Annotated in this window: 15 protein-coding genes and 1 tRNA gene; 5 read left to right on the top strand and 11 right to left on the bottom strand. The window is 37.6% G+C overall.

The window, feature by feature from the left end; all coding sequences use genetic code 11:
• Positions 1 to 40: 40 nt before the first annotated feature.
• Both C9E89_RS03585 and C9E89_RS03580 read left to right on the top strand, forming a co-directional pair.
• Complete coding sequence (locus C9E89_RS03585) at positions 41 to 799, top strand: Nif3-like dinuclear metal center hexameric protein (RefSeq protein ID WP_107007057.1); 759 nt, start codon at positions 41 to 43, stop codon at positions 797 to 799.
• Positions 800 to 1,015: 216 nt separating this feature from the next.
• Positions 1,016 to 1,642: a superoxide dismutase gene (locus C9E89_RS03580; RefSeq protein WP_107007056.1), complete on the top strand. Its 627-nt coding sequence runs from the start codon at positions 1,016 to 1,018 to the stop codon at positions 1,640 to 1,642.
• Between the two features lie 143 nt (positions 1,643 to 1,785).
• Here C9E89_RS03580 and C9E89_RS03575 read toward each other — a convergent pair whose 3' ends face one another.
• The 6 genes from C9E89_RS03575 to greB all read right to left on the bottom strand — a co-directional run bounded on the left by C9E89_RS03575 (position 1,786) and on the right by greB (position 9,634).
• The gene (locus C9E89_RS03575; RefSeq protein ID WP_107007055.1) at positions 1,786 to 2,673 is read right to left on the bottom strand and encodes a metal-dependent hydrolase; all 888 of its coding nucleotides are present in this window, start codon (positions 2,671 to 2,673) and stop codon (positions 1,786 to 1,788) included.
• Between the two features lie 114 nt (positions 2,674 to 2,787).
• Positions 2,788 to 3,969: a lipid-transfer protein gene (locus tag C9E89_RS03570; RefSeq protein ID WP_107007054.1), complete on the bottom strand. Its 1,182-nt coding sequence runs from the start codon at positions 3,967 to 3,969 to the stop codon at positions 2,788 to 2,790.
• An 83-nt stretch (positions 3,970 to 4,052) separates the two neighbouring features.
• Positions 4,053 to 7,076: a peroxisomal multifunctional enzyme type 2 gene (locus tag C9E89_RS03565; RefSeq protein ID WP_107007120.1), complete on the bottom strand. Its 3,024-nt coding sequence runs from the start codon at positions 7,074 to 7,076 to the stop codon at positions 4,053 to 4,055.
• A gap of 278 nt (positions 7,077 to 7,354) precedes the next feature.
• On the bottom strand, positions 7,355 to 8,530 hold the full coding sequence (locus C9E89_RS03560) for an acyl-CoA dehydrogenase family protein (RefSeq protein WP_107007053.1): 1,176 nt from the start codon (positions 8,528 to 8,530) through the stop codon (positions 7,355 to 7,357).
• 429 nt (positions 8,531 to 8,959) lie between these two features.
• Positions 8,960 to 9,049, bottom strand: a tRNA-Ser gene (locus C9E89_RS03555).
• Between the two features lie 90 nt (positions 9,050 to 9,139).
• A complete protein-coding gene (gene greB, locus C9E89_RS03550; RefSeq protein ID WP_107007052.1) occupies positions 9,140 to 9,634 on the bottom strand; it encodes a transcription elongation factor GreB in 495 nt (164 codons plus the stop codon).
• Between the two features lie 362 nt (positions 9,635 to 9,996).
• Here greB and C9E89_RS03545 point away from each other — a divergent pair, with 362 nt between their 5' ends.
• Positions 9,997 to 11,109, top strand: coding sequence for an MltF family protein (locus tag C9E89_RS03545; RefSeq protein WP_107007051.1), 1,113 nt, complete (start codon positions 9,997 to 9,999; stop codon positions 11,107 to 11,109).
• Between the two features lie 71 nt (positions 11,110 to 11,180).
• Here C9E89_RS03545 and C9E89_RS03540 read toward each other — a convergent pair whose 3' ends face one another.
• Together C9E89_RS03540 and ttcA are read right to left on the bottom strand one after the other, a co-directional pair.
• Positions 11,181 to 11,564 carry an SCP2 sterol-binding domain-containing protein gene (locus C9E89_RS03540; RefSeq protein ID WP_107007050.1) on the bottom strand — a complete coding sequence of 128 codons (384 nt, stop codon included), beginning with the start codon at positions 11,562 to 11,564 and terminating at the stop codon, positions 11,181 to 11,183.
• Positions 11,565 to 11,785: 221 nt separating this feature from the next.
• Positions 11,786 to 12,694 carry a tRNA 2-thiocytidine(32) synthetase TtcA gene (gene ttcA / locus C9E89_RS03535; RefSeq protein WP_107007049.1) on the bottom strand — a complete coding sequence of 303 codons (909 nt, stop codon included), beginning with the start codon at positions 12,692 to 12,694 and terminating at the stop codon, positions 11,786 to 11,788.
• Positions 12,695 to 13,183: 489 nt separating this feature from the next.
• Between ttcA and C9E89_RS03530 the strand changes: the two genes are divergently transcribed.
• Together C9E89_RS03530 and htpX are read left to right on the top strand one after the other, a co-directional pair.
• The gene (locus tag C9E89_RS03530) at positions 13,184 to 14,065 is read left to right on the top strand and encodes a lytic transglycosylase domain-containing protein (protein ID WP_107007048.1); all 882 of its coding nucleotides are present in this window, start codon (positions 13,184 to 13,186) and stop codon (positions 14,063 to 14,065) included.
• Positions 14,066 to 14,320: 255 nt separating this feature from the next.
• Positions 14,321 to 15,226 carry a protease HtpX gene (htpX, locus tag C9E89_RS03525; protein WP_107007047.1) on the top strand — a complete coding sequence of 302 codons (906 nt, stop codon included), beginning with the start codon at positions 14,321 to 14,323 and terminating at the stop codon, positions 15,224 to 15,226.
• 105 nt (positions 15,227 to 15,331) lie between these two features.
• On the opposite strand, the gene C9E89_RS03520 is transcribed toward htpX, so the two are convergent.
• The 3 genes from C9E89_RS03520 to C9E89_RS03510 form a co-directional block, all read right to left on the bottom strand.
• Complete coding sequence (locus tag C9E89_RS03520; protein ID WP_107007046.1) at positions 15,332 to 15,922, bottom strand: DUF4112 domain-containing protein; 591 nt, start codon at positions 15,920 to 15,922, stop codon at positions 15,332 to 15,334.
• A 110-nt stretch (positions 15,923 to 16,032) separates the two neighbouring features.
• Positions 16,033 to 17,385 (bottom strand): magnesium transporter, encoded by a 1,353-nt coding sequence (gene mgtE, locus C9E89_RS03515; protein ID WP_107007045.1) that lies wholly within the window; start codon positions 17,383 to 17,385, stop codon positions 16,033 to 16,035.
• A gap of 138 nt (positions 17,386 to 17,523) precedes the next feature.
• Positions 17,524 to 20,622, bottom strand: a complete 3,099-nt coding sequence (locus tag C9E89_RS03510) for a multidrug efflux RND transporter permease subunit (protein WP_107007044.1) — start codon at positions 20,620 to 20,622, stop codon at positions 17,524 to 17,526.
• Positions 20,623 to 20,671: the final 49 nt, after the last annotated feature.

The following is a 20,671-nucleotide window of genomic DNA, read 5'->3' as shown; positions in this document are numbered from 1 at the left end:
GTTAAAAACTTTAATTTTCACTCAATTTAATCAGAGTCATATGGCAAATTTAAATGAAATAATCCAATGGTGTAACCAAACTTTAAAAACGCATGAATTTAAAGACTATGCTCCTAATGGTTTACAAATCGAAGGAAATATCGAAGTCAAAAAAATTCTTTGTGCGGTTACTGCATCACAAGATGCCATCAATGCAGCAATTGAACAAAAAGCTGATCTTCTCTTGGTTCATCATGGCTATTTTTGGAAAGGTGAACCTTACCCAATTACGGGTATGCGTGGAAAACGAATTAAAACATTGATTAAAAATGATATTTCTTTATTGGCTTATCATCTTCCTTTAGATTCACATCCAACACTTGGCAATAACGCAGCAATTGCTGAAATTTTAGATTTAGAAAATTTAGAAGCACTTGACCCAACTGAACGCAACCCAATAGGTAATATTGGTGATCTAAAAACTGCAATGTCACCAGATCAATTTAAAAATTATGTTTCTGAAAAATTGGGTTTTGATGCGATTCATTTGCCTGCTGAAAAGACCCAAATTCAAAAAATAGGCTTTTGTACAGGTGGCGCGCAAGATTTTATCTCTAAAGCCGCGGCAATGAATTGTGATGCTTATATTTCAGGTGAAGTGAGTGAACGTACTTTTTATGAAGCACAAGAATTAAATGTACATTATTTTGCCTGTGGACATCATGCAACTGAGCGTTATGGCGTACAACGATTAGGCAAAGCTATTTCAGAACACTTCAATATTGAGTATAGTTATTTCGAATTAAATAATCCGATTTAATGGCGGCTCAAAAGTTAAATTTGAATGAACATAAAAACATTCAAATAGAAAGCTTTTTTGCCAAAAATAATGGCTGTTTTTTAACATTTTCTTTATACGTATTAAATCGAAATAAATTGTGTATTGTTATTTAACAAGCTGCGCAATTATTTGAAGAATCTATTACAATAAAGCCACTTAATGTTAAAACCCAGCAAAATGCAAGGAATTTAAAACATGACAACCATTACTTTACCTGCGCTTCCATACGGTTATGATGACCTCGCTCCGCACATCAGCAAAGAAACTTTAGAGTTTCACCACGATAAACACCACAACACTTATGTTGTTAACTTAAACAACCTCATTGCTGGTACAGACCTTGAAGGTAAATCTTTAGAAGAAATCATCACTGCTGTTGCAGGCGATGCATCTAAAGCAGGTGTTTTCAACAATGCGGCTCAAGTTTGGAACCACACTTTCTACTGGAACTGTATGGCTAAAAATGGTGGCGGTAAAGCGACTGGCGCTTTAGCTGCTAAAATTGATGAAGCTTTCGGTTCTTACGAAAAATTCGCTGAAGAATTTGCTGCTGCTGCAACAACTCAATTTGGTTCAGGTTGGGCTTGGTTAGTTGCTGACAAAGTAAATGGCGACCTTTCTATCCTTAAAACTTCAAATGCTGATACTCCACTTGCTCATGGTAAAGTTGCTGTACTCACAATTGACGTTTGGGAACACGCTTATTACATCGACTTCCGTAATGCACGTCCTAAATATATCTCTACTTTCCTAGAAAGCTTAGTGAACTGGGACTATGCAAATGCTAAATATGCTGGTCAAGAAGCTGGTGTAGAGAAATAATTTACTTTTTTATAAAGTAGATAAAAAGCCAGTCGGTGCAAACTGACTGGCTTTTTTAATGCATTTTTACATCTGTGGATTCAAAAGTTCAGTAAACTTGATTTAAGACTTAGAATGTCTTTAAGATCTTTGTGTTGAACGCATTAGACCTTTTTATTTTTCACTGATTCATCAGCCAATTTATAAATCAGATCTTGCATTGCAAGCATTTTGTCACGATTAGCATGATCCCAAGGATGAAAATTCGGACGGAAATAATCAATATAATTACCCAATTGCTTTCTTAAAGCACCCACTTCACCAAACGTATATTTGTACGCTTTACGCCAACTAGAAAGGTCAGTCAATTTTTTCTCATCCATCACGATCTTGGTAAAGACAGGTAGTACAAGCCCCCAGAATACAATTGTTGCAAGTACTAAACCTAAACTACGGACTGCGTAGGCATAAGGTCCATGTCCCATAGCAGTATTCCATACATCGAAAGCAACGGCTTTATGTTCAGTTTCTTCAAAGGCATGCCAACGCCAAATATTGGCATAATTTTCTTCAGCACCATCAAAGAGTTCAGGAATTTGCAACACAGAATCTGCTAATAGTGCAGTAAAATGTTCTAATGCAATTGTCGCACTCAGCCAAAAATATTCTGGTGTATGCTTTTTGATTAAACCAAAAATATCCAAGACAAAAGCTTCAAATTTTGGTGCAATGGTATTTCGGTCAAACAAGGCACTATTATAGTCTTCATGCTCACGACCATGCATCGCTTCCTGACCAATAAAAGCAGTCACTGCTTTTTGCAAATCAGGGTCTTGCACTAGATCTCGATGCGCACGCACAGCATCAATAAAGAAACGTTCACCGATAGGTAGAACAATTGAAAACGTATTTAACAATGCGGTAAAAATTGGTCCCGCAGAAGTATGCCAGTCCGCAATACGATCGGCTGGTAAATCAAATCGTACATCACGACGAATGGGTAATGGCTCATGATATACGGTGGATTTTATAAGTTTCTGTAAAATGCCCATAGCTTCATCCTATCTATTTATTTGAATAAGTGTGATGTCCTAAACAAAATTGTACTCTTTTGAGCACAATCTTCTATATCATTTCAACTCAATTCCATGTCATATCAACTCATTTCAGTCACGGCGATACATGGTGATGACGCAGGCACCACCTAAGCCAAGATTATGCTGTAAAGCAATTCGAGCATTTTCTACCTGACGGTTACCTGCTGTGCCACGGAGTTGCCAAACCAGTTCGGTGCATTGCGCCAAGCCTGTTGCACCAAGTGGATGACCTTTGGACAGCAAGCCACCAGATGGATTGGTGACATATTTTCCACCATAAGTATTGTCAGCATCCCAAATGAATTTTTCCGCTTCACCCTCAGGACATAAACCCAAAGCTTCGTAAGTCAGCAATTCATTTGCCGTAAAACAATCATGTAATTCAATAATATCGACATCTTCCACACCTACGCCTGCTGCTTCATAGACTTGTTTCGCAGCTTGCTTGGTCATGTCATAACCGACCATTTTAATCATACTTTTTTCTTCAAAACTTGAGGCATAATCTGTGGTCATCGACTGCGCTGCGATATAAACAGGGTTGGAAATACCATGTTTTTTGGCAAATTCATCTGAACAAAGAATCGCTGCGCCTGCACCACACGTTGGTGGACAGCATTGGAAACGGGTTAAAGGATCAAATACATCATCCGAAGCCATGATTTCTTCCAATGACAACACTTGCCCAAATAAAGCATACGGATTTTGACTCGCATGTTTACGTGCTTTCACGGCGATTTGCCCAAAAGTTTCTTTTTTGGTGCCGTGCAACCAACGATATTCACGACCTGCGCCACCGAACATTTGCGCAGCAGGCGGTGCAGAATTGAAGCCTTGTACATCCAGCATGACTTGAGCATGTTGTCCCATTGGCGGTTCACGGTCATTGAATTTTGCACCCAACGCGCCCTTTTCCATTTTCTCAAAGCCCAATGCGAGGACACATTCAGCCAAACCACCTTCAACTGCCTGACGGGCTAAATACAAAGCACTCGAACCTGTTGAGCAGTTGTTATTGACATTGACAATGGGTACGCCTGTTAAGCCCAATTCATAAGCAGCACGTTGTCCACAGGTCGAGTCTCCATAAACATAACCTGCAAATACTTGCTCGATTTCGTTATAGTTGATGCCTGCATCTTTCAGTGCATTTTGCCCTGCTTCTTTTGCCATTTCATAATATTCAGCACTTGCACCCGGTTTGGCAAACTTGGTCATCCCAACACCGATGACATTGACACGTCTTTTCATTTCTTATTCTCCAATGTATCGCATTTTCCAAATTGTCCTTTTGAAGAAAATGCGATGACTTTATTCATTGATAGTTTGATGGATTAATTGCTTAAACCTTGTAGGAATTGCATCTGATGAACCAATCGAATATCACCATCCACTTTGACCTCACCATGCTGATACAAGTCTCGAATCTCACGCTGATTCGCCACCAACTCCGCCAAATGATGATCGCTCAATGTTAAGGTCACATCGGCATTGGCATCATTGCCCTGCGTGACACTGCCATTGGCTAAATTCACCGTCCAAGACTCATTCGGTTCAGTGATATTGAACTGATAAGAATGGCTGCTGTTACTTTCGCCCTGCAAACGATTTTTCAAAGCATTGAAAATTTCAGGCGCTTTTGCCACTTTAGGCGTTGCATTGCTCGTTGAGGCAGTCGTTGTCGTTTCACCTGAAGCCACACGTGCATCACGCGCTTGATCAACCAACTTCTTATCCATATCCTGCAACACGGTTAATTTGTTGGAAGCCATAACATTGCCACCAATTTTCAACTGACCACCGAAGAATAACTTTTGTACAGAAGCAAGATCACCTCCAAACACGGTTGGAATATGTTCTTCATCCAATTCAAGCGTCACATCAGGATTGGCAATGTCGCCTGCACCTGCACTGCCCGCACCATTTTTCAGGTCAATAAACCAGACTGAGTCAGGATTTTTAATCTTGAATAAGAATGAAGTTTTGGTTTTATCGACAAGATCTGCTTTAGATTGAATATGTTGATTCACCGCAGTAAAAACATCCGCAAGGGTGATTTCTGTATTGACCGATGGCGTTGCATCAGTATTGGCAGATGCTGAATCTAAACTGCCTGCACTCGTAAGGCGTTGATTTTTTGCTTCGCTAAATAATTTAGAATCAATCTCTTGCAGGACGATCAACTTATTGGAAGCCATGACATTGCCACCAATTTTGAGCTGACCGCCAAAGAACAATTTCTGCACATCGGCAAGTGAACTGGTCACGACCGTTTCAAGATGTTCTTCATCCATTTCTAAAGTCACATCGGCATTGGCAATTTCACCTTGCGTACATGAGCCTGCACCATTCTTCAAATCCAAAGTCCAAACTGAATCAGGATTTTTTAATTTAAATAAGAATGAAGTCTTGGTTTTATCCACTAATTCAGGATGTTGTGCGACATATTCGCCAATCACTTTAAATACATCTTTGGCAATGAGACGATCAGGTTCATTCGACGCTTGAACTTGCGTAGATGGTGCTGAATCCTGCGCTTCTTTCGGCTTGGCTTTTGCCGTTGGAATTTCTTTATACAATTCAATGGCAGCGTTTTTAATCACCACCTCATTGCGTTCTTTGACCCAAGTTTCAAAAATGATTTTAGTGTCGGATTCCTTCCACATCTTGGTGACCAAGGTATCGCCCGGATAGACGCTCTTGGCAAAACGCACCTTAATGCTCTTGAAATAACGACCATCGTTATTGCTAAATGCTTTAATTACATGGCGACCACTAAAACCAAAAGTACATAAACCATGTAAGATTGGACGATCAAAGCCAAAGGCTTTAGCAAATGCAGGGTCAGCATGCAGTGGGTTCCAATCACCAGACAAACGATATAAAAGCGTCTGATTGACATCGGTTTTTTCTTCAATCACTGCATCAGGTTCACGGTCAGGTGCAACATTCATTTCAGTTGAATCACCACGCTCACCGCCCCAACCACCTGCGCCACGTACAAATGCCGTCATTTCGTTGTAAATGAGCTCTTCCCCATTTTCATCTTTGGACGAAATCGCGAAAGTCACCACCGCATTTGGGTCTTTGTCAAAAGCACTTTTTAAGGTGAATGTATGTTGTAACTTGGCATGTGGCGGTAAAGGTCGTTTAATTTCAGTATATTGCTCACCATGCAAAACACGGTCAAAACCATAATTCATTCCCGGAAGTGTCACACCTTGTTTCGCCATTTGCAGCATGGCATTCATTTGAGGCATCACACCATAGGTCGGAAATGCTTGGAATTCACTGCCTAATTCATAGACATACGCCAATTCTGAACTGTCGAGTGGATTTTGCGCTGCGCCAATACCCAAAGCATATAAGGATAAATCACGCTCATCGTAGGATGATTCAATTTCAAGTTTAGCTTTTGACGCCACATCCAAATCGATAAATTCATTACCACCTAAGTTAGGATGATTGATCCCTTCAAGAATTGGCGTGAATGATTCTGTAGTCGAAGTCGGATGGGTGGATTCTGTGAAATCAGTGATTTTGTCCCAATGACGAGCGACATCATCGATATTGAATGGGCGTTTATTGGGGAAAATATAACCTTCGGTACGCTCCCAACGCAATTTGGCGATAAAGCCTGCGCCAACTTCAAATAAGCCTTTATTTTCCTTACAGTCTTCATGTGCAAGCCAAGCAACAAGTGGACTGACCGCTTCAGGTTTGAGCAGTGCCAATAAATCAGGTGGCATCACAGTTTCAGTCAGTCGTGAAGCAGCCAAAGGCGCAATGGTATTGACGAAAATGTTTTTACTGCGTCCTTCTTCCGCCAAGCAATTGGCGAGTCCAAGAATGCCCAACTTTGCCGCACAGTAGTTGGCTTGCCCGAAGTTACCGTAAATCCCTGCCGCTGACGTGGTCATGATAATGCGTCCATAACCTTTTTCACGCATGATGGACCAAGCCGCATGGGATACGCTTTCCGTACCATTCAAATGCACCCGCATGATCAAATCCCAATCTTCTTGGGTCATTTTGGCAAAGCTGACGTCTCGTAAAATGCCTGCATTATTAATGACAATATCGACCGTACCAAAATGATCTAAAGCGGTTTGGACAATGGCTTGACCATTTTCCACTGAGTCATAGTTAGCTACCGCTTCACCGCCAGCGGCACGGATTTCTTCCACGACTTTATCGGCTGCTGAGGACGATTGTCCTGAGCCATGCGCACCACCACCTAAGTCATTGACCACCACTTTACAGCCTCGTGCGGCAAGCGTTAGCACATGTTGGCGACCTAATCCACCGCCTGCACCTGTGACTATGGCAACTCGTCCATCAAAACGTAATTCTGACATTTTCAATCCTTTTTCTAAATCTTGTTGTTTTATTTGAGTTTTAAACTCATGACTCATTAAATTTATTGCATGATCAAAAATGAATAAAAAGTGAGTGCAATTATATTGAAAATTCCTTCTTCCTTTGGGATGGGGAGCATGCTCCGCAAGAGGATAAGGGGATTCATTAATAAAATCCTCACCCTGAGCAGATCACTGCGCAAGTATCCTTAAAAAGGAGAGGGAATTTTCATTGTGAGTTTAATTTTGTACATAAAATGATTTTTTAGATACTCAAATCAAATCGTCCGTGAAATCAAATCTTTCATGATCTCATTGGTTCCACCATAAATACGGTTCGGACGCATATCCAAATATGCGCGCGCAATTGGATATTCCAACATATAGCCATAGCCACCATGCAATTGCACACATTCATCGACAACTTTACACGCCAAGTCAGACACCCAATATTTCGCTGTACATGCCGCCTCAATAGATAAGCTATTGGTCAAAACCTGTTGCATACACTGATCTACAAAAGTACGAGCGATTTGCACTTCAGCACGCATTTCAGCCAGTTTAAAACGTGTATTTTGAAACACTGAAATAGGCTTACCAAATGCCTTACGCTGTTTGGTATATTCCACTGTGTTTGCTAAAGCATTTTCAGCACCTGCTGCACAGATAATCCCAATCATCATGCGTTCCCAAGCCAGTTCTTTCATGAGCATGATAAAACCCATACCTTCCATACCAAGCAAATTACTTTTTGGTACACGCACATTGTCAAAAAATAATTCACAGGTGTCCTGACCATGCATACCGACTTTTTTTAACGGCTTACCTTTAGTAAAACCCTCTCGATCAGCTTCAATAATGATTAAAGAAACATTTTGAGCAGCATTTTCACTTTTACCTGTTTTGACTGCAACGACAGCAATATCACATAGATAACCATTCGTAATAAAAATCTTGGAACCATTAATAATATAATCGTCACCATCTTCCACTGCTGTGGTGCGGATGCTTTGTAAGTCCGAACCTGTACCCGGTTCAGTCATTGCGATTGCACCTACTGCTTCACCTGTTGCCATTTTTGGCAACCAGTGTTGCTTTTGCTCTTCATTACCAAAATTATTTAAATAGTTTGCAACAATGTCTGAATGTAAGGAAAAACCTGACGAAGAATCTCCTACACGAGCTTGTTCTTCCATTAAAATCATCGAATACAAGCGATCTACACCCGAACCTCCATATTCTTCTGGCATAGTGCAACATAAAAGACCTAACTCACCCGCTTTATTCCAAAGATGACGATCAATGTGCTGTTGTTCTTCCCATTTTTCACGATGTGGTGCAATTTCAGTTTCAAAAAAACGACGTGCCGTTTGACGAAATTGTTCATGCTCTGCATTGAATAAAGTGCGCGGAATCATTGCAGGAATAGCTTGTGGAATATTTAAAACAGACATGATCTTTCCTTAATTTAACGTTATTTTTCTAGCATGTTAAGAAGTTATGAGTTTTTAAGATATAGATATAACTTCATCTTCTACTTTTAAAATGAGATCAAATATTCGTCAATTGTAATAAACATAGTCTACTGATTAAAAATGATGTTTTTTGCCAAAAAATATTTTAAGCAATACCTGTAATTTTTATAAAATTATGATAAATCGTGTTGTTTTTTATCGTTACAATCATACTGATTTAGCTTAATAAAATGAATTATTTCAACTTTAGCTCTATCTCATCAGAGTTATTTTTACTTTTTAAAAAACATGGAAAAAATAAGGAAATTAAGTTTCTAACATTAAAACTTCAATTGTAGAAATTTTTATTGATTAAATTTTCACAATAAAAAAAGACCCTTGAATGATCTCAAGGGTCTTTTAAATATTTGGCGGAAGCGGTGAGATTCGAACTCACGGAGGACTCGCACCCTCGTCGGTTTTCAAGACCGGTGCATTAAACCGCTCTGCCACGCTTCCAATGGCGGCTATCATATAAATAAAAAATCAATTTGGCAAATGTTTTTATAAAAATATTGAACCAAGTGTACAAAATAAAATCAAATACCACTATTTAGATGATTTTTCAGGCTTTTCATATTCAATTGAGTTGATATACCAATTTTTTTTGCCTGATGGGGTTAATACTTCAACTTCATCATCCACTTGTTTAGCAAGTAGTGCCCTTGCCATAGGTGAATCTATAGAAATATTTTGAGGATGATGGTCATAAATTTCATCGACCCCAACAATTCTAAGCTTTTTCTTCTCTCCTTCATCATTCTCTATTTCCACCCAAGCTCCAAAATAAACTTTGCCCTCTTGTTCCACAGAAAAATCAATTATCCTTAATTCTTCCAAACGCTTTCCTAAATATCGAACACGTCTATCAATTTTCCTAAGTATTTGTTTATTATATTGATAATCTGCATTTTCAGAACGATCACCGAGACTCGCAGCCCAATTCACTTTCTGGGTAATTTCAGGACGTTCTTCATGCCATAAACGTTGTAATTCAGCAACTAATTGATCATGTCCAGTTCGGGTAATTAAGTTCGATTTCATGATGTCATCCCTTTACTTCAACAGCATAACTTTACATTTTGAAATAGGAAATTCTCGTTTTCCACACAAAATAAGTATATAAATTTTTTTCACTAACTAAATCAATCCATTATGTTACACAAATTAAATAATCTCAGTACAAAATTTGACATTTTAAATTTTCAACTTTATTATTCGCACATGTTTTAGGTTGCCTATTTTTTATACGATGTAGTTTTTCTACATAATCCTAATTTCCCATATGTCATTTTTTGAATGACGTCCATGCCTGCCCACCCTTATTGAATTTATCAACTTAAGAAAGTCTTAAGTCGTACTGGCTTTGTCTTTTGAGGGCATAAATTACTAGTAGCGGAGACAACATGCACAGTAATTCAACATCTGGATCGAGGTTAAAGCTCGATTCTTTTTTTTCCACTCTCCCATTAAAAGCCTTGGTTCTGGCTAGTGCATTTATTCCATTTCATAGTATTAATGCCACTAAAGTTAACCAATACAATAGTGTTGTCAACAGCAACAAATTGACTGTTGTAGCCGTATCAATGCCAACAATCGTGTTTAAAGATGGTCAATATAAACATGGTTTCGGTTATGATTTAGCGCATAGCTATGCACAAAATTTAAATGTGCAATTAGATTTTAAGACAGTTGCAGACAATGCCACAGCTTTAAAAATGATTGCGCAAGGAAAAGCAAACTTTGCCATTACAACAGCATCGACTGAACGTATTGAAGCAAAGAAATTAACCTCTTTTTCTGCCACTTGTGGTGACTTAAATAGCTTAAAAAAGAATGGTTTAAATACCGAAATTAATTGGGTTTTTAAACATGCTGATGACCCTTTGACAGAAGCCGCAAGTGGTTTTGTTTGTCAAAGTAAGCAAAATGGTTCTATCCAACAACTGGCTTCATTTTACAACCGTAATTTTTTGAAAAAAGATGATTGGAATATTATTCAACGCGATTTAAGCTCTCGACTTCCTATTTATAAAGCCAGTTTTCAACGCTCAGCACAACAATATGGTCTAGATTGGCATTTGCTCGCAGCCATTGGTTATCAAGAGTCATATTTAAAACCAAATTCTGTTTCTCCTACAGGAGTTCGTGGTTTAATGATGCTGACTCATGCAACGGCACGTGAAATGGGTGTTTCTAACCGAACTGACCCAAGTCAGAGCATCCAAGGTGGCGCAAAATATTTTAACCAAATGTTGAATCGTTATAACTATATACATACTCCTGACCGTCATTGGTATGCATTAGTTGCCTATAATATGGGACCGGGTGCTGTTGATGCTATTCAAAAACGTATCAAAGCTCAAGGTAAAGATCCTAATGATTGGATGAATCTTTATAACTATTTAACACGCCACCAAACACGTAATGGTCGTTACAAGCAGGCGCTTCAATATGTCACACGTATCCGAGCGTATTTAGAACATATTAAAAATACACCTGACTTGATGACAATTTAATAGTTCAGAGTATATTTATCTCAAATAAAAAAAGCTTACATCAATGTAAGCTTTTTTTGCTTTAAAGCAGCTTAAGCTGTTTGCTCAAGTACACGCTTGAATAAATCTTTTTGCTCTTGGCTTGGTTTAGCCGTTTGTAATGCCATCAACTGAGACATATCACCTTGAACTTTGATTTTACCAGTCATGAATGCTTGCATTGCAGCAGCCATATCAAACTCTAGGAATACTTTACGAAGTGTTTCGCCATCCATATTCAAAGTTGTTTTTGCATTTGGAGATAAATCTTTTACAATTTTACCGCCATCTAAAGATAATTCAGTATTACCACTATCATCAGCAACCACAAGGTTAATTGCAAGGTTTGCCAATGCAGGTGGTAAATTCAGATCACCAGCTTCAGCAGTCAATTTTTCTACAGTTGCAAACCAATCATCAGTTAAAAATGCAGGCATGTTCATTCCTCAAAATTATTTATTCATTTATCGTGTTGTCTATCCAAACAACATCATGAAGCATTTCGCTTGCTAAAGGTTATAACACGATAATTTCTATTTGGGCTAAAGTTTTTTGTACTGGTTATTCTATTTTTATTGATTTTATCGTTTTATTTTTATAAATCAGGCACTCAAATAAATATGAATGCCCTTTTCGATCAATTTATTAGCAAAAAAGATCAATCAGCAGCAAAGCTTAAATTTACTACATCCAAACGGTTTTTCATTTCTTCAGTGTCACATTTCATATCAAACTCACGCTCTTCATCTAATTTTTCGAAATCAAATAAGTCACGATCTGCAAGTTGTGATGGCGAAACGTTTTGTAAAGCACCAAAAATACTATGTAAACGTTTTGGATATTTTTGATCCCAGTCACGTAACATATCATTTAAAATGGCACGTTGTAAGTTTTCCTGTGAACCACATAAGTTACATGGAATGATTGGGAATTTACGCATTTCTGCATATTTAATAATGTCCTTTTCTTCAACATAAGCCAAAGGACGAATCAAAATATTCTTTTTGTCAGATGACAATAATTTTGGTGGCATAGCTTTTAAACTACCACCATGAAAGAGGTTCAAGAAAAAAGTTGCCAAAATATCATCACGGTGATGACCTAATGCCACTTTTGTTGCACCAATTTCTTGTGCGAAGCCATATAACGAACCACGACGCAAACGAGAACATACTGCACAATACGTTTTACCTTCTGGTGTTAAACGTTTTGTAATGCTGTAAGTGTCTTTTTCCAAAATATAATATGGAATGTTATTTTCTTCCATATAACGTGGTAAAACATCTTCAGGAAAGCCCGGTTGCTTTTGATCTAAGTTGACCGCAACCACATCAAAATTAATCGGTGCAATACGTTTAAACTGCAACAAGATATCTAGTAATGTGTAGCTGTCTTTTCCTCCAGATACACAGACCATGACCTTATCACCTTCTTCAATCATTTTAAAATCACGAATGGCGTGACCTACCTGACGACGAAGTTTTTTTAATAAACGATAATAAGCTGAACTTGTAGGAAGCTCTGGTTTGAAATTAAATCCTTGATCAGACTCAATTGGCGAGTACATAGAGGAAAATTACCCATAAAAAAATGCTGCCTGATTTTAGCCGATTTGCGTTTATATAACATCTAAAGATTTTTGTTTTTTACAATTATGCGATTTTGTCATTCATCTGTCTTATAGCAAGGTATAAAATAAGCAGTCATGGTTAAATATTCGCCCAAACGCTTATCTTTTGGACTTTTCCACAGTTTTCCACAAAAGCTGTGGATAAAACTGTGGATTGTTTAGGACTTGACAAAGGGTAGCGCCGAATAAATGGAGCTTTTATTTAAATTGATCATTTTTTAAACAACTATTTTTTTGAATATTTTTCAATACCTTACAATAGTCAAGTGATCTTTAAATAAAAAAAATTAATTTTTTTTTTGCTTAAATGCAGATCAAATAGCACTTGATTTTTTCTATTTGTCTTGATAAAAATCAATTCAAGGTTTTACTTCATGATGAACTTTGTTAAACTCCAAAAGAATTGGGGAAAAATATAATATTACAATGAAAAATTTCATCCGCAGATCTACTTTTTTGTTAGGTTGCATCAGTTTTAGTGTATTTACGTCATCAAGCTTTGCTGGGCAAATTTATATTTATAAAGACCAACAAGGAAGTACTTTACTGACCAACAAAAAAAGTTCAGATAGCTCATTACAAAAAGTGAAAGTCACTTATTATCCAGACAGTAATATTCACAGTTATAGCAACTGGGGAAGCTCTGAAGCATCCGTTTTACCAAGCTATAACCGTAATAAAAATGCATATGACCATATTATTCAACAAGCCGCAGCAACACATGGTGTTTCTGAAGGTCTAATTAAAGCCGTCATGCATACTGAATCAGGCTTTAATGCAAATGCACGCTCACCTGTAGGTGCTCAAGGCTTGATGCAATTAATGCCAGCAACTGCACGCCGTTTTAATGTTTCTAATTCTTATGATCCTCAACAAAATATTTTCGGTGGTGCTAAATACCTCAGTTGGCTGATAAAACGCTTTAAAGGCAATACCAATTTAGCCCTAGCAGCCTACAATGCTGGTGAAGGTAATGTTGATAAATATGGCGGTATTCCGCCATTTCGTGAAACACAAGATTACGTAAGACGTGTTTCAAGTCGTTATAATAATTTGTATTCAAATGGAACGGGGTTAAGTGCTAGCACGAGTTCAACCAGTAATAGCAACAATAATACAGCACCTCAAGGTCAAGTGATCGCCCAATCCAACAACTACAATTCAAACAGTGAAACAACCGTTACAACACCTAAATACCCACAACGACAGATTATTGTTGCAAGTGATGGTACTTTTACTGATGCTCCTGCGGGTTCTTATTCGACCAATAATGCAACAGCTTCTGCACGCATCTATATATCCAATTAAAAACTACGTTTACAATGATTTCTTAAATAAATAATCTAAAAATAAAAGTATTTCTCTTGATAAGAGAAATACTGAAAAATAGTCGAATTATTTTGACTATTTTACTAACTTCACTCTACTCATTGCAGAATCAAAGCAAATTAATGGGTATAGATTTTTTCAATTCTTCTTGAATTTTCACATATTAATCCTCATATTCCCCATAGGTTTATAATTTATAAATCACATTATTTTATTATTATGAGGATGTTCTCGATGATGCGGATTGGTTTGTTTTTGCTTACCAACCTCGCGGTACTGGTTGTAGCTGGCATTATCCTATCTGTTTTAGGTGTTGGTAGTTACCACGGCGCTGGCGGTCTAAACTTAGGCAACCTAATGGTTATCTGTTTTGTCTTTGGTATGGTGGGTTCTCTCATCTCACTGTTCATGTCTAAATGGATGGCGTTAAAAACAACAGGTACAGAATTAATTGATCCTAATGCTCCACGTAATCAAGCTGAAGTCTGGTTACTCCAAGAGGTTGCTCAACTTTCTCAACGCGCTGGTATTCAAATGCCAGATGTAGGTATTTTCCCATCTTATCAATCTAATGCTTTTGCAACAGGTTGGAACAAAAACAATGCGCTTGTTTCTGTTTCATCTGGTTTATTAGAACGTATGAATAAAGATGAGTTACGTGCTGTTATTGCACATGAAATTGGTCACGTTGCAAATGGTGACATGGTCACTCTATCTTTAATCCAAGGTGTAGTGAACGCATTTGTCATGTTCTTTGCTCGTGTTGTTGGTGACTTTATTGACCGTAATATTTTTGGTCGTGAAGATGGTGAAGCACCAGGAATTGCATATTTTGTCATTACGATTGTATTAGATATTGTCTTTGGTATTTTAGCATCTGCGATTGTGATGTGGTTCTCTCGCCACCGTGAATATCGTGCGGATGAAGCAGGCGCACGTTTAGCAGGTAAAGAAGCAATGATTTCTGCTTTACTTCGTTTGCAATCAGAATCAGAAATGCCTGATCAAATGCCTAAAGAAATGAAAGCCTTTGCCATTACTGAAGGTAAAGAACAAGGTTTTAGTTTAGCTGCGTTATTCCAAACACATCCTAGTATTGAACAACGTGTCGCTGCCTTACGTCAGTTGAATGTACCGTAATGTAATCACTACGTTCCAAAATTTAACAATAAAGCCTTAAATTTATTAAGGCTTTATTTTTCAACAACTCAAATATTTTCCAACCTATTCGATCTATTTAAGATTTTATGCTGAATGCGCTTTCCACGCTTGATACCAATCCCACAACATGGTTAAACCCAACCACATTGCCAAGCCAATCATGATTAAGACAAATATGCCTAAAAGATCAGGAATATGTAACCAAAACCAAGCCACGACAGGATTACGCCAAAATGCCGAATTTTTTTGTTTTTGTTCTAGACGTTCATGTAAAAATGGATGAATCACATGATCTTCTGTTTTAATTTGATATTCAGTCTGAATATGCTCATGCACAACATCTAAAGCTTTACGGCTAGGACGAATAAAAATATCAAATACTGTCCCCACAACTGGCACAAAACCGACAACTGCATCCATTACAGCCAATTTCATCACACCATTTAATTTTGTTTGTGGTACACCCAATTGTTTGGCTTTATAAATCGCATAACAGGTCAATACAAACCCAGCAACATCACCTGCAACAGGAATTGTACTGAGTGCTGCGTCAGCTCCTACCCCCTGCTTGGTAAATGGAATACGTACAACAGAATCCATCATATTGGCAAATTTGGCTAAATCACGTTCAAGTCGAATGACTTCTTGAGTCGATAGTTTTTTTTCTGTGCTCATATTTGAGTAATAACCTAATCCAAATCTTACATTAAAATCATAACGATTAAATTCCGTATATTGTGTATGAATTTAATATTTAACTTTCAATTTTATCTATGTTTCTATGCTTATGCAGCAACTTGCCCCAGCAAAATAGACGCTATAAATAAGTAGACAATTACACCTGTCGCATCACAAATAGATGTGACTAACGGTGCTGAAGCACTTGCAGGATCAAGTTTTAAGCGATTTAAAATAAAGGGTAAACTCATTCCAATCAAACAGCCTAATAAGACAATCCCCATCATACTCAATGCTAGAACCAATGCGACCATTGCATCACCTCGGATATAACCCAAAATAGACACAGCAAATGCCATCGTGCCGCCTAGACATAGAGCCACTAAAGTTTCGCGTCCAATTAAATACATCCAATCCTTTAATTGTACATCTCCCATTGCAAGCGCACGTACCATTAAAGTTGCTGATTGAGAGCCTGCATTTCCTCCACTGCCCACCAATAAAGGCAAGAAAAACACCAAAACAATATTGGCTGAAATAATATCTTCAAAGTGTGAAATCCCAATTCCAGATAACAAACTACCAAATACCAAAATCACCAACCAAAATACGCGTTTTTTATATAAGAAAAAAATGGGAGCGGTTTTAATGCTCATTTTGGGTGAACTACTAACCGCGCTAGATTTTAAAAAATCCTCCGTCATTTCTTCTTGTGCGACATCCATCGCATCATCATAGGTGACGATTCCTAATAAATGTTGCTCATCATCTAAAATAGGCAATGCAATAAAATCATAATGACTAAGTTTTTGCGCAATACTCTCTTGATCTTCATGTACTGCCCCCACCACCAAATCAGTCGTCATAATATCTGCTATGCGCTTTGTAGGTTCCGCTAAAATAATTTCACGTAAAGACACCACGCCCAACAACTTTGAGGCTTGATCTACAATATAAATAAGATATAAGGTTTCACGGTCAGACGCTTGCTGACGAATCTGTTCAATGGCTTGTGGTATAGTCAAATTTGGTGACAAAGCCACAAAATCCGAACTCATTATTGCCCCTGCTGATTCTTCAGCATATTGAGCAAGTTTTTGAATTTGTTGTTGTATCTGAGGGTCTAATTGAGCATATACTTCATTTTTTAGGTTTTTAGACAATGCTTTAAATAAATCTGTACGATCATCCGAATGCATTTCAGAAATTAATTGTACTAACTGAGATGTCGGTAATTGCTCTGCAATCTCAAGCTGCTGCGCTAAACTTAAAAATTCAAAAACATAAGCTGCATGTGGTAAATATTCAATTAATTTTACTTGAACATCAAAGCTCAATGTTGCCAATACATCAGCAAGATCCGCATGATTGACCTGTTTAATTAAACGCTTAATCTCCTCAATATTATGATCTTGAATGGCTTGTTCTAAATTAACAATAAGTTGAGAAGATAATTGCATACCGATAACACTCATTATTTTGCTACATCATAAAATGCTCGCTTTTAGTAAAGCAAACAAATTCACATAAATTGACGATAAAAGCAAAAATTGCCCATTAAAGTGAGCAATTTTTAAAATTTTATCGTGAAAAATTGATTATGTTTTTGCTTTTAACTTAAAAATTGAACGTACCATAACATACATAAATGGAATAAAAACAAGAACTAATACTGTACCAAAAATAACACCACCTAAAACACTCACACCAATTTCTTGGCGACTTGCTGCACCTGCACCAAAAGCAAAAACCAGAGGTACAATACCCGCACCAAATGCCAGTGAAGTCATTAAAATTGGGCGTAAACGAAGCCCTGCTCCTTCTAAAGCAGCTTGTATAACACTTTGCCCTTTTTCTTGGGCTAATGCAGCAAACTCAACAATTAAAATAGCATTTTTACACGATAGACCGATTGTAGTGAGCAGTGCAATTTGAAAATAAATGTCATTTGGAAAGCCAGCAAAATAACTAAATAAAATATTACCGCCAATCCCTAAAGGAATAGCACTCATCACTGCTGTTGGAATAGACCAACTTTCATAAAGTGCTGCTAAGCATAAAAAAATAAAACCAATCGAGACTAAATATAATAATAATGCCTGATTACTCGTTTGCTTTTCTTCAAAAGCAACACCACTCCATGCCAAATCTACACCCGAAATTTGACTGACTTGATCATCAATTTCTTGCATAGCTTGACCTGTACTTGATGCTGTTGCCTTATCTGCTTCTAGCTCCAATGCAGCATAACCATTAAAACGATTAACGACTTCAGGTGCGCCTGACCAACTGACCTCAGAAAAGCTACTGAATGGCACCATTTCATTCAAACTATTACGCACTGACCAATACTGTAAATCTTCAGGTTTGGCACGATAAGGAGCATCACCTTGCATAATGACTTTTTTAATCCGACCTCGATCAATAAAATCATTAATATACTTACTTCCCAATGCTGCTGACATGGTGCTATTAATATCAGTAAGCGACAAATTTGATGCCATTGCTGATTTTTGATCAATTTTAACTTGTAAATTTGCTTTATCAGGTAAGGCTTTTTTATCTAAATTTTCATAATGCATCACATGTTGTGATGTTTCTTTTAAAGCATTAAATTTCTGTGCTAAAGCATCACGACCTTGCCCATCAATATCACGAAACCAAACTGCAATGCCATTGGTATCCCCTAAACCATTCACCACAGGAGGCATATTGATCATCACTGAAGCAGCTATACTGCTTTTACGAAAATATTGACTTGCACGCTCACGAATAGCCGTTGCACTATTTGCTTGACCTGTACGCTCATCCCAAGGTTTTAACTTAACAAAACCTTGTGCTAAATGTTGTCCCGTTCCTGCACGATTACGCCCATAACGTAACATCACCAAATCAACATTTTCTTTTTCATGCTCTAAAAAATAACGTCGAACATTTTCACCAACCTCAATCGCTTTAGACATTGGTGCATTATCTTGTAAAGTAATTTGTAAGCTCAGTGTGCCTTGATCTTCACTGGGTAAATAACTCGTTGGTAAAGCTTTATAAATCAATGCAAAAGTGCCAATTAAACCTATAGCAACGACTAAAGTGATTAATTTATGTTGAATCGTTACTTGTGCAACAGCAATATATTTATTTTTTATAGTCTCTAAGAAATTATTAAAACGCACCGCCCAACGGTAAGGTTTTGCAGTCGGTTTTAACATCAAAGAACATAAAGCAGGTGTTAAAATCAATGCCACAGCCAATGAAATTGCCATAGCGGTCACCAGCGTCACTGAAAACTGCCGATAAATTACACCTGTAGAACCGCCAAAAAATGCCATTGGAACAAATACAGCTGTTAAAACTAGTGTGATCCCAATCAAAGCACCACTGATTTCCTGCATAGACTCAATAGAAGCTTGTTTGGCATCCAAACCCTTTTCATGCATTAATCGCTCAACATTCTCAACAACAACAATGGCATCATCAACCAACAAACCAATCGCCAAAACCAAAGCAAATAAAGTTAAGGTATTGATACTCATCCCAAAAACATATAACACAGCCATCGTGCCTAACAACACAACTGGTACAGTCATTGCTGGAATTAAAGTCGCTCGCCAATTTTGTAAAAAGAGAAACATCACAATAATGACCAGCAAAATCGCCTCAAATAAAGTTTTAACGACTTCTTTGATGGACTCTTGCACAAAAGGTGTGTTGTCACGAGGATAGACCAGTTTATAGCCTTGTGGTAATTGCTTAGATAAATGCGTAACTGTTTGCTCAATCAATTTCGACGCTTCTATCGCATTCGCCCCTGAGGCTAAAGAAATTGCCATTCCAGCAGAAGGAAAACCATTAATCGTGTTATAAGCTTGATAATTTTCAGCACCAATTTCAACACGTGCTACATCTTTTAAATAAACAAAACCGCCTGATTGAGTCGATTTCACAATAATGTCATTAAATTCTTCAACCGTTTTTAGGCGTGTCCCTGATGTGACTTTAGCACTTAAATACTGTGTTTCTGCTGTTGGTAAATCACCAATCCCTCCTGCTGCTACTTGAGTATTTTGGGCTTCTACAGCTTTTTGAATATCACTAGGAATTAACTTATATTGTGTGAGTTTATTAGGATCTAGCCAAATACGCATCGCAAATTGTGAACCAAAAACATCTACTTCACCTACCCCTTCGACTCGCGCTAACTCAGATTCTAAATGTGCAGATAAATAATCTGATAACTCAATATTATTACTACGACGACTTTCATCATATAGCCCAATCACCATATGAGTATCGCCTAACGATTTAAAAACATTGACACCTTGCCGTTGAACATCTTCTGGCAAACGATTAATCACACTATTAATCGAGTTTTGAACCTGAACTTGTGCTGTATCGGGGTCTGTACCATTTTCAAAACTAATATTGATTCGACTGCGCCCCGTCGAATCACTACTCGAACTAAAATAAAGTAAATGATCTAAGCCTTTGATTTGTTGCTCTAAAACTTGCGTTACACTTTCTTCAACTGTTTCCGCATCTGCTCCCGAATATGTTGTACTAATCGCAATACGTGGTGGAGCTATGTCAGGATAACGCTCAACAGGCAAATTTAATAATGCAAAAAAACCAATTGCCATCACGAAAATAGCAAGAACAAAAGCAAAAATTGGACGAAAAATAAAAAATTTTGAGAGCATCAGATTAGATTCTGTATCAGATAAATATAAAGGTGTAATGTCTTTATAA

The organism is Acinetobacter sichuanensis, assembly GCF_003024515.2.
Taxonomy (GTDB): domain Bacteria; phylum Pseudomonadota; class Gammaproteobacteria; order Pseudomonadales; family Moraxellaceae; genus Acinetobacter; species Acinetobacter sichuanensis.
The sequence above is the reverse complement of the archived record's forward strand: the minus strand, read 5'-3'. Positions and strand labels throughout refer to the sequence as shown.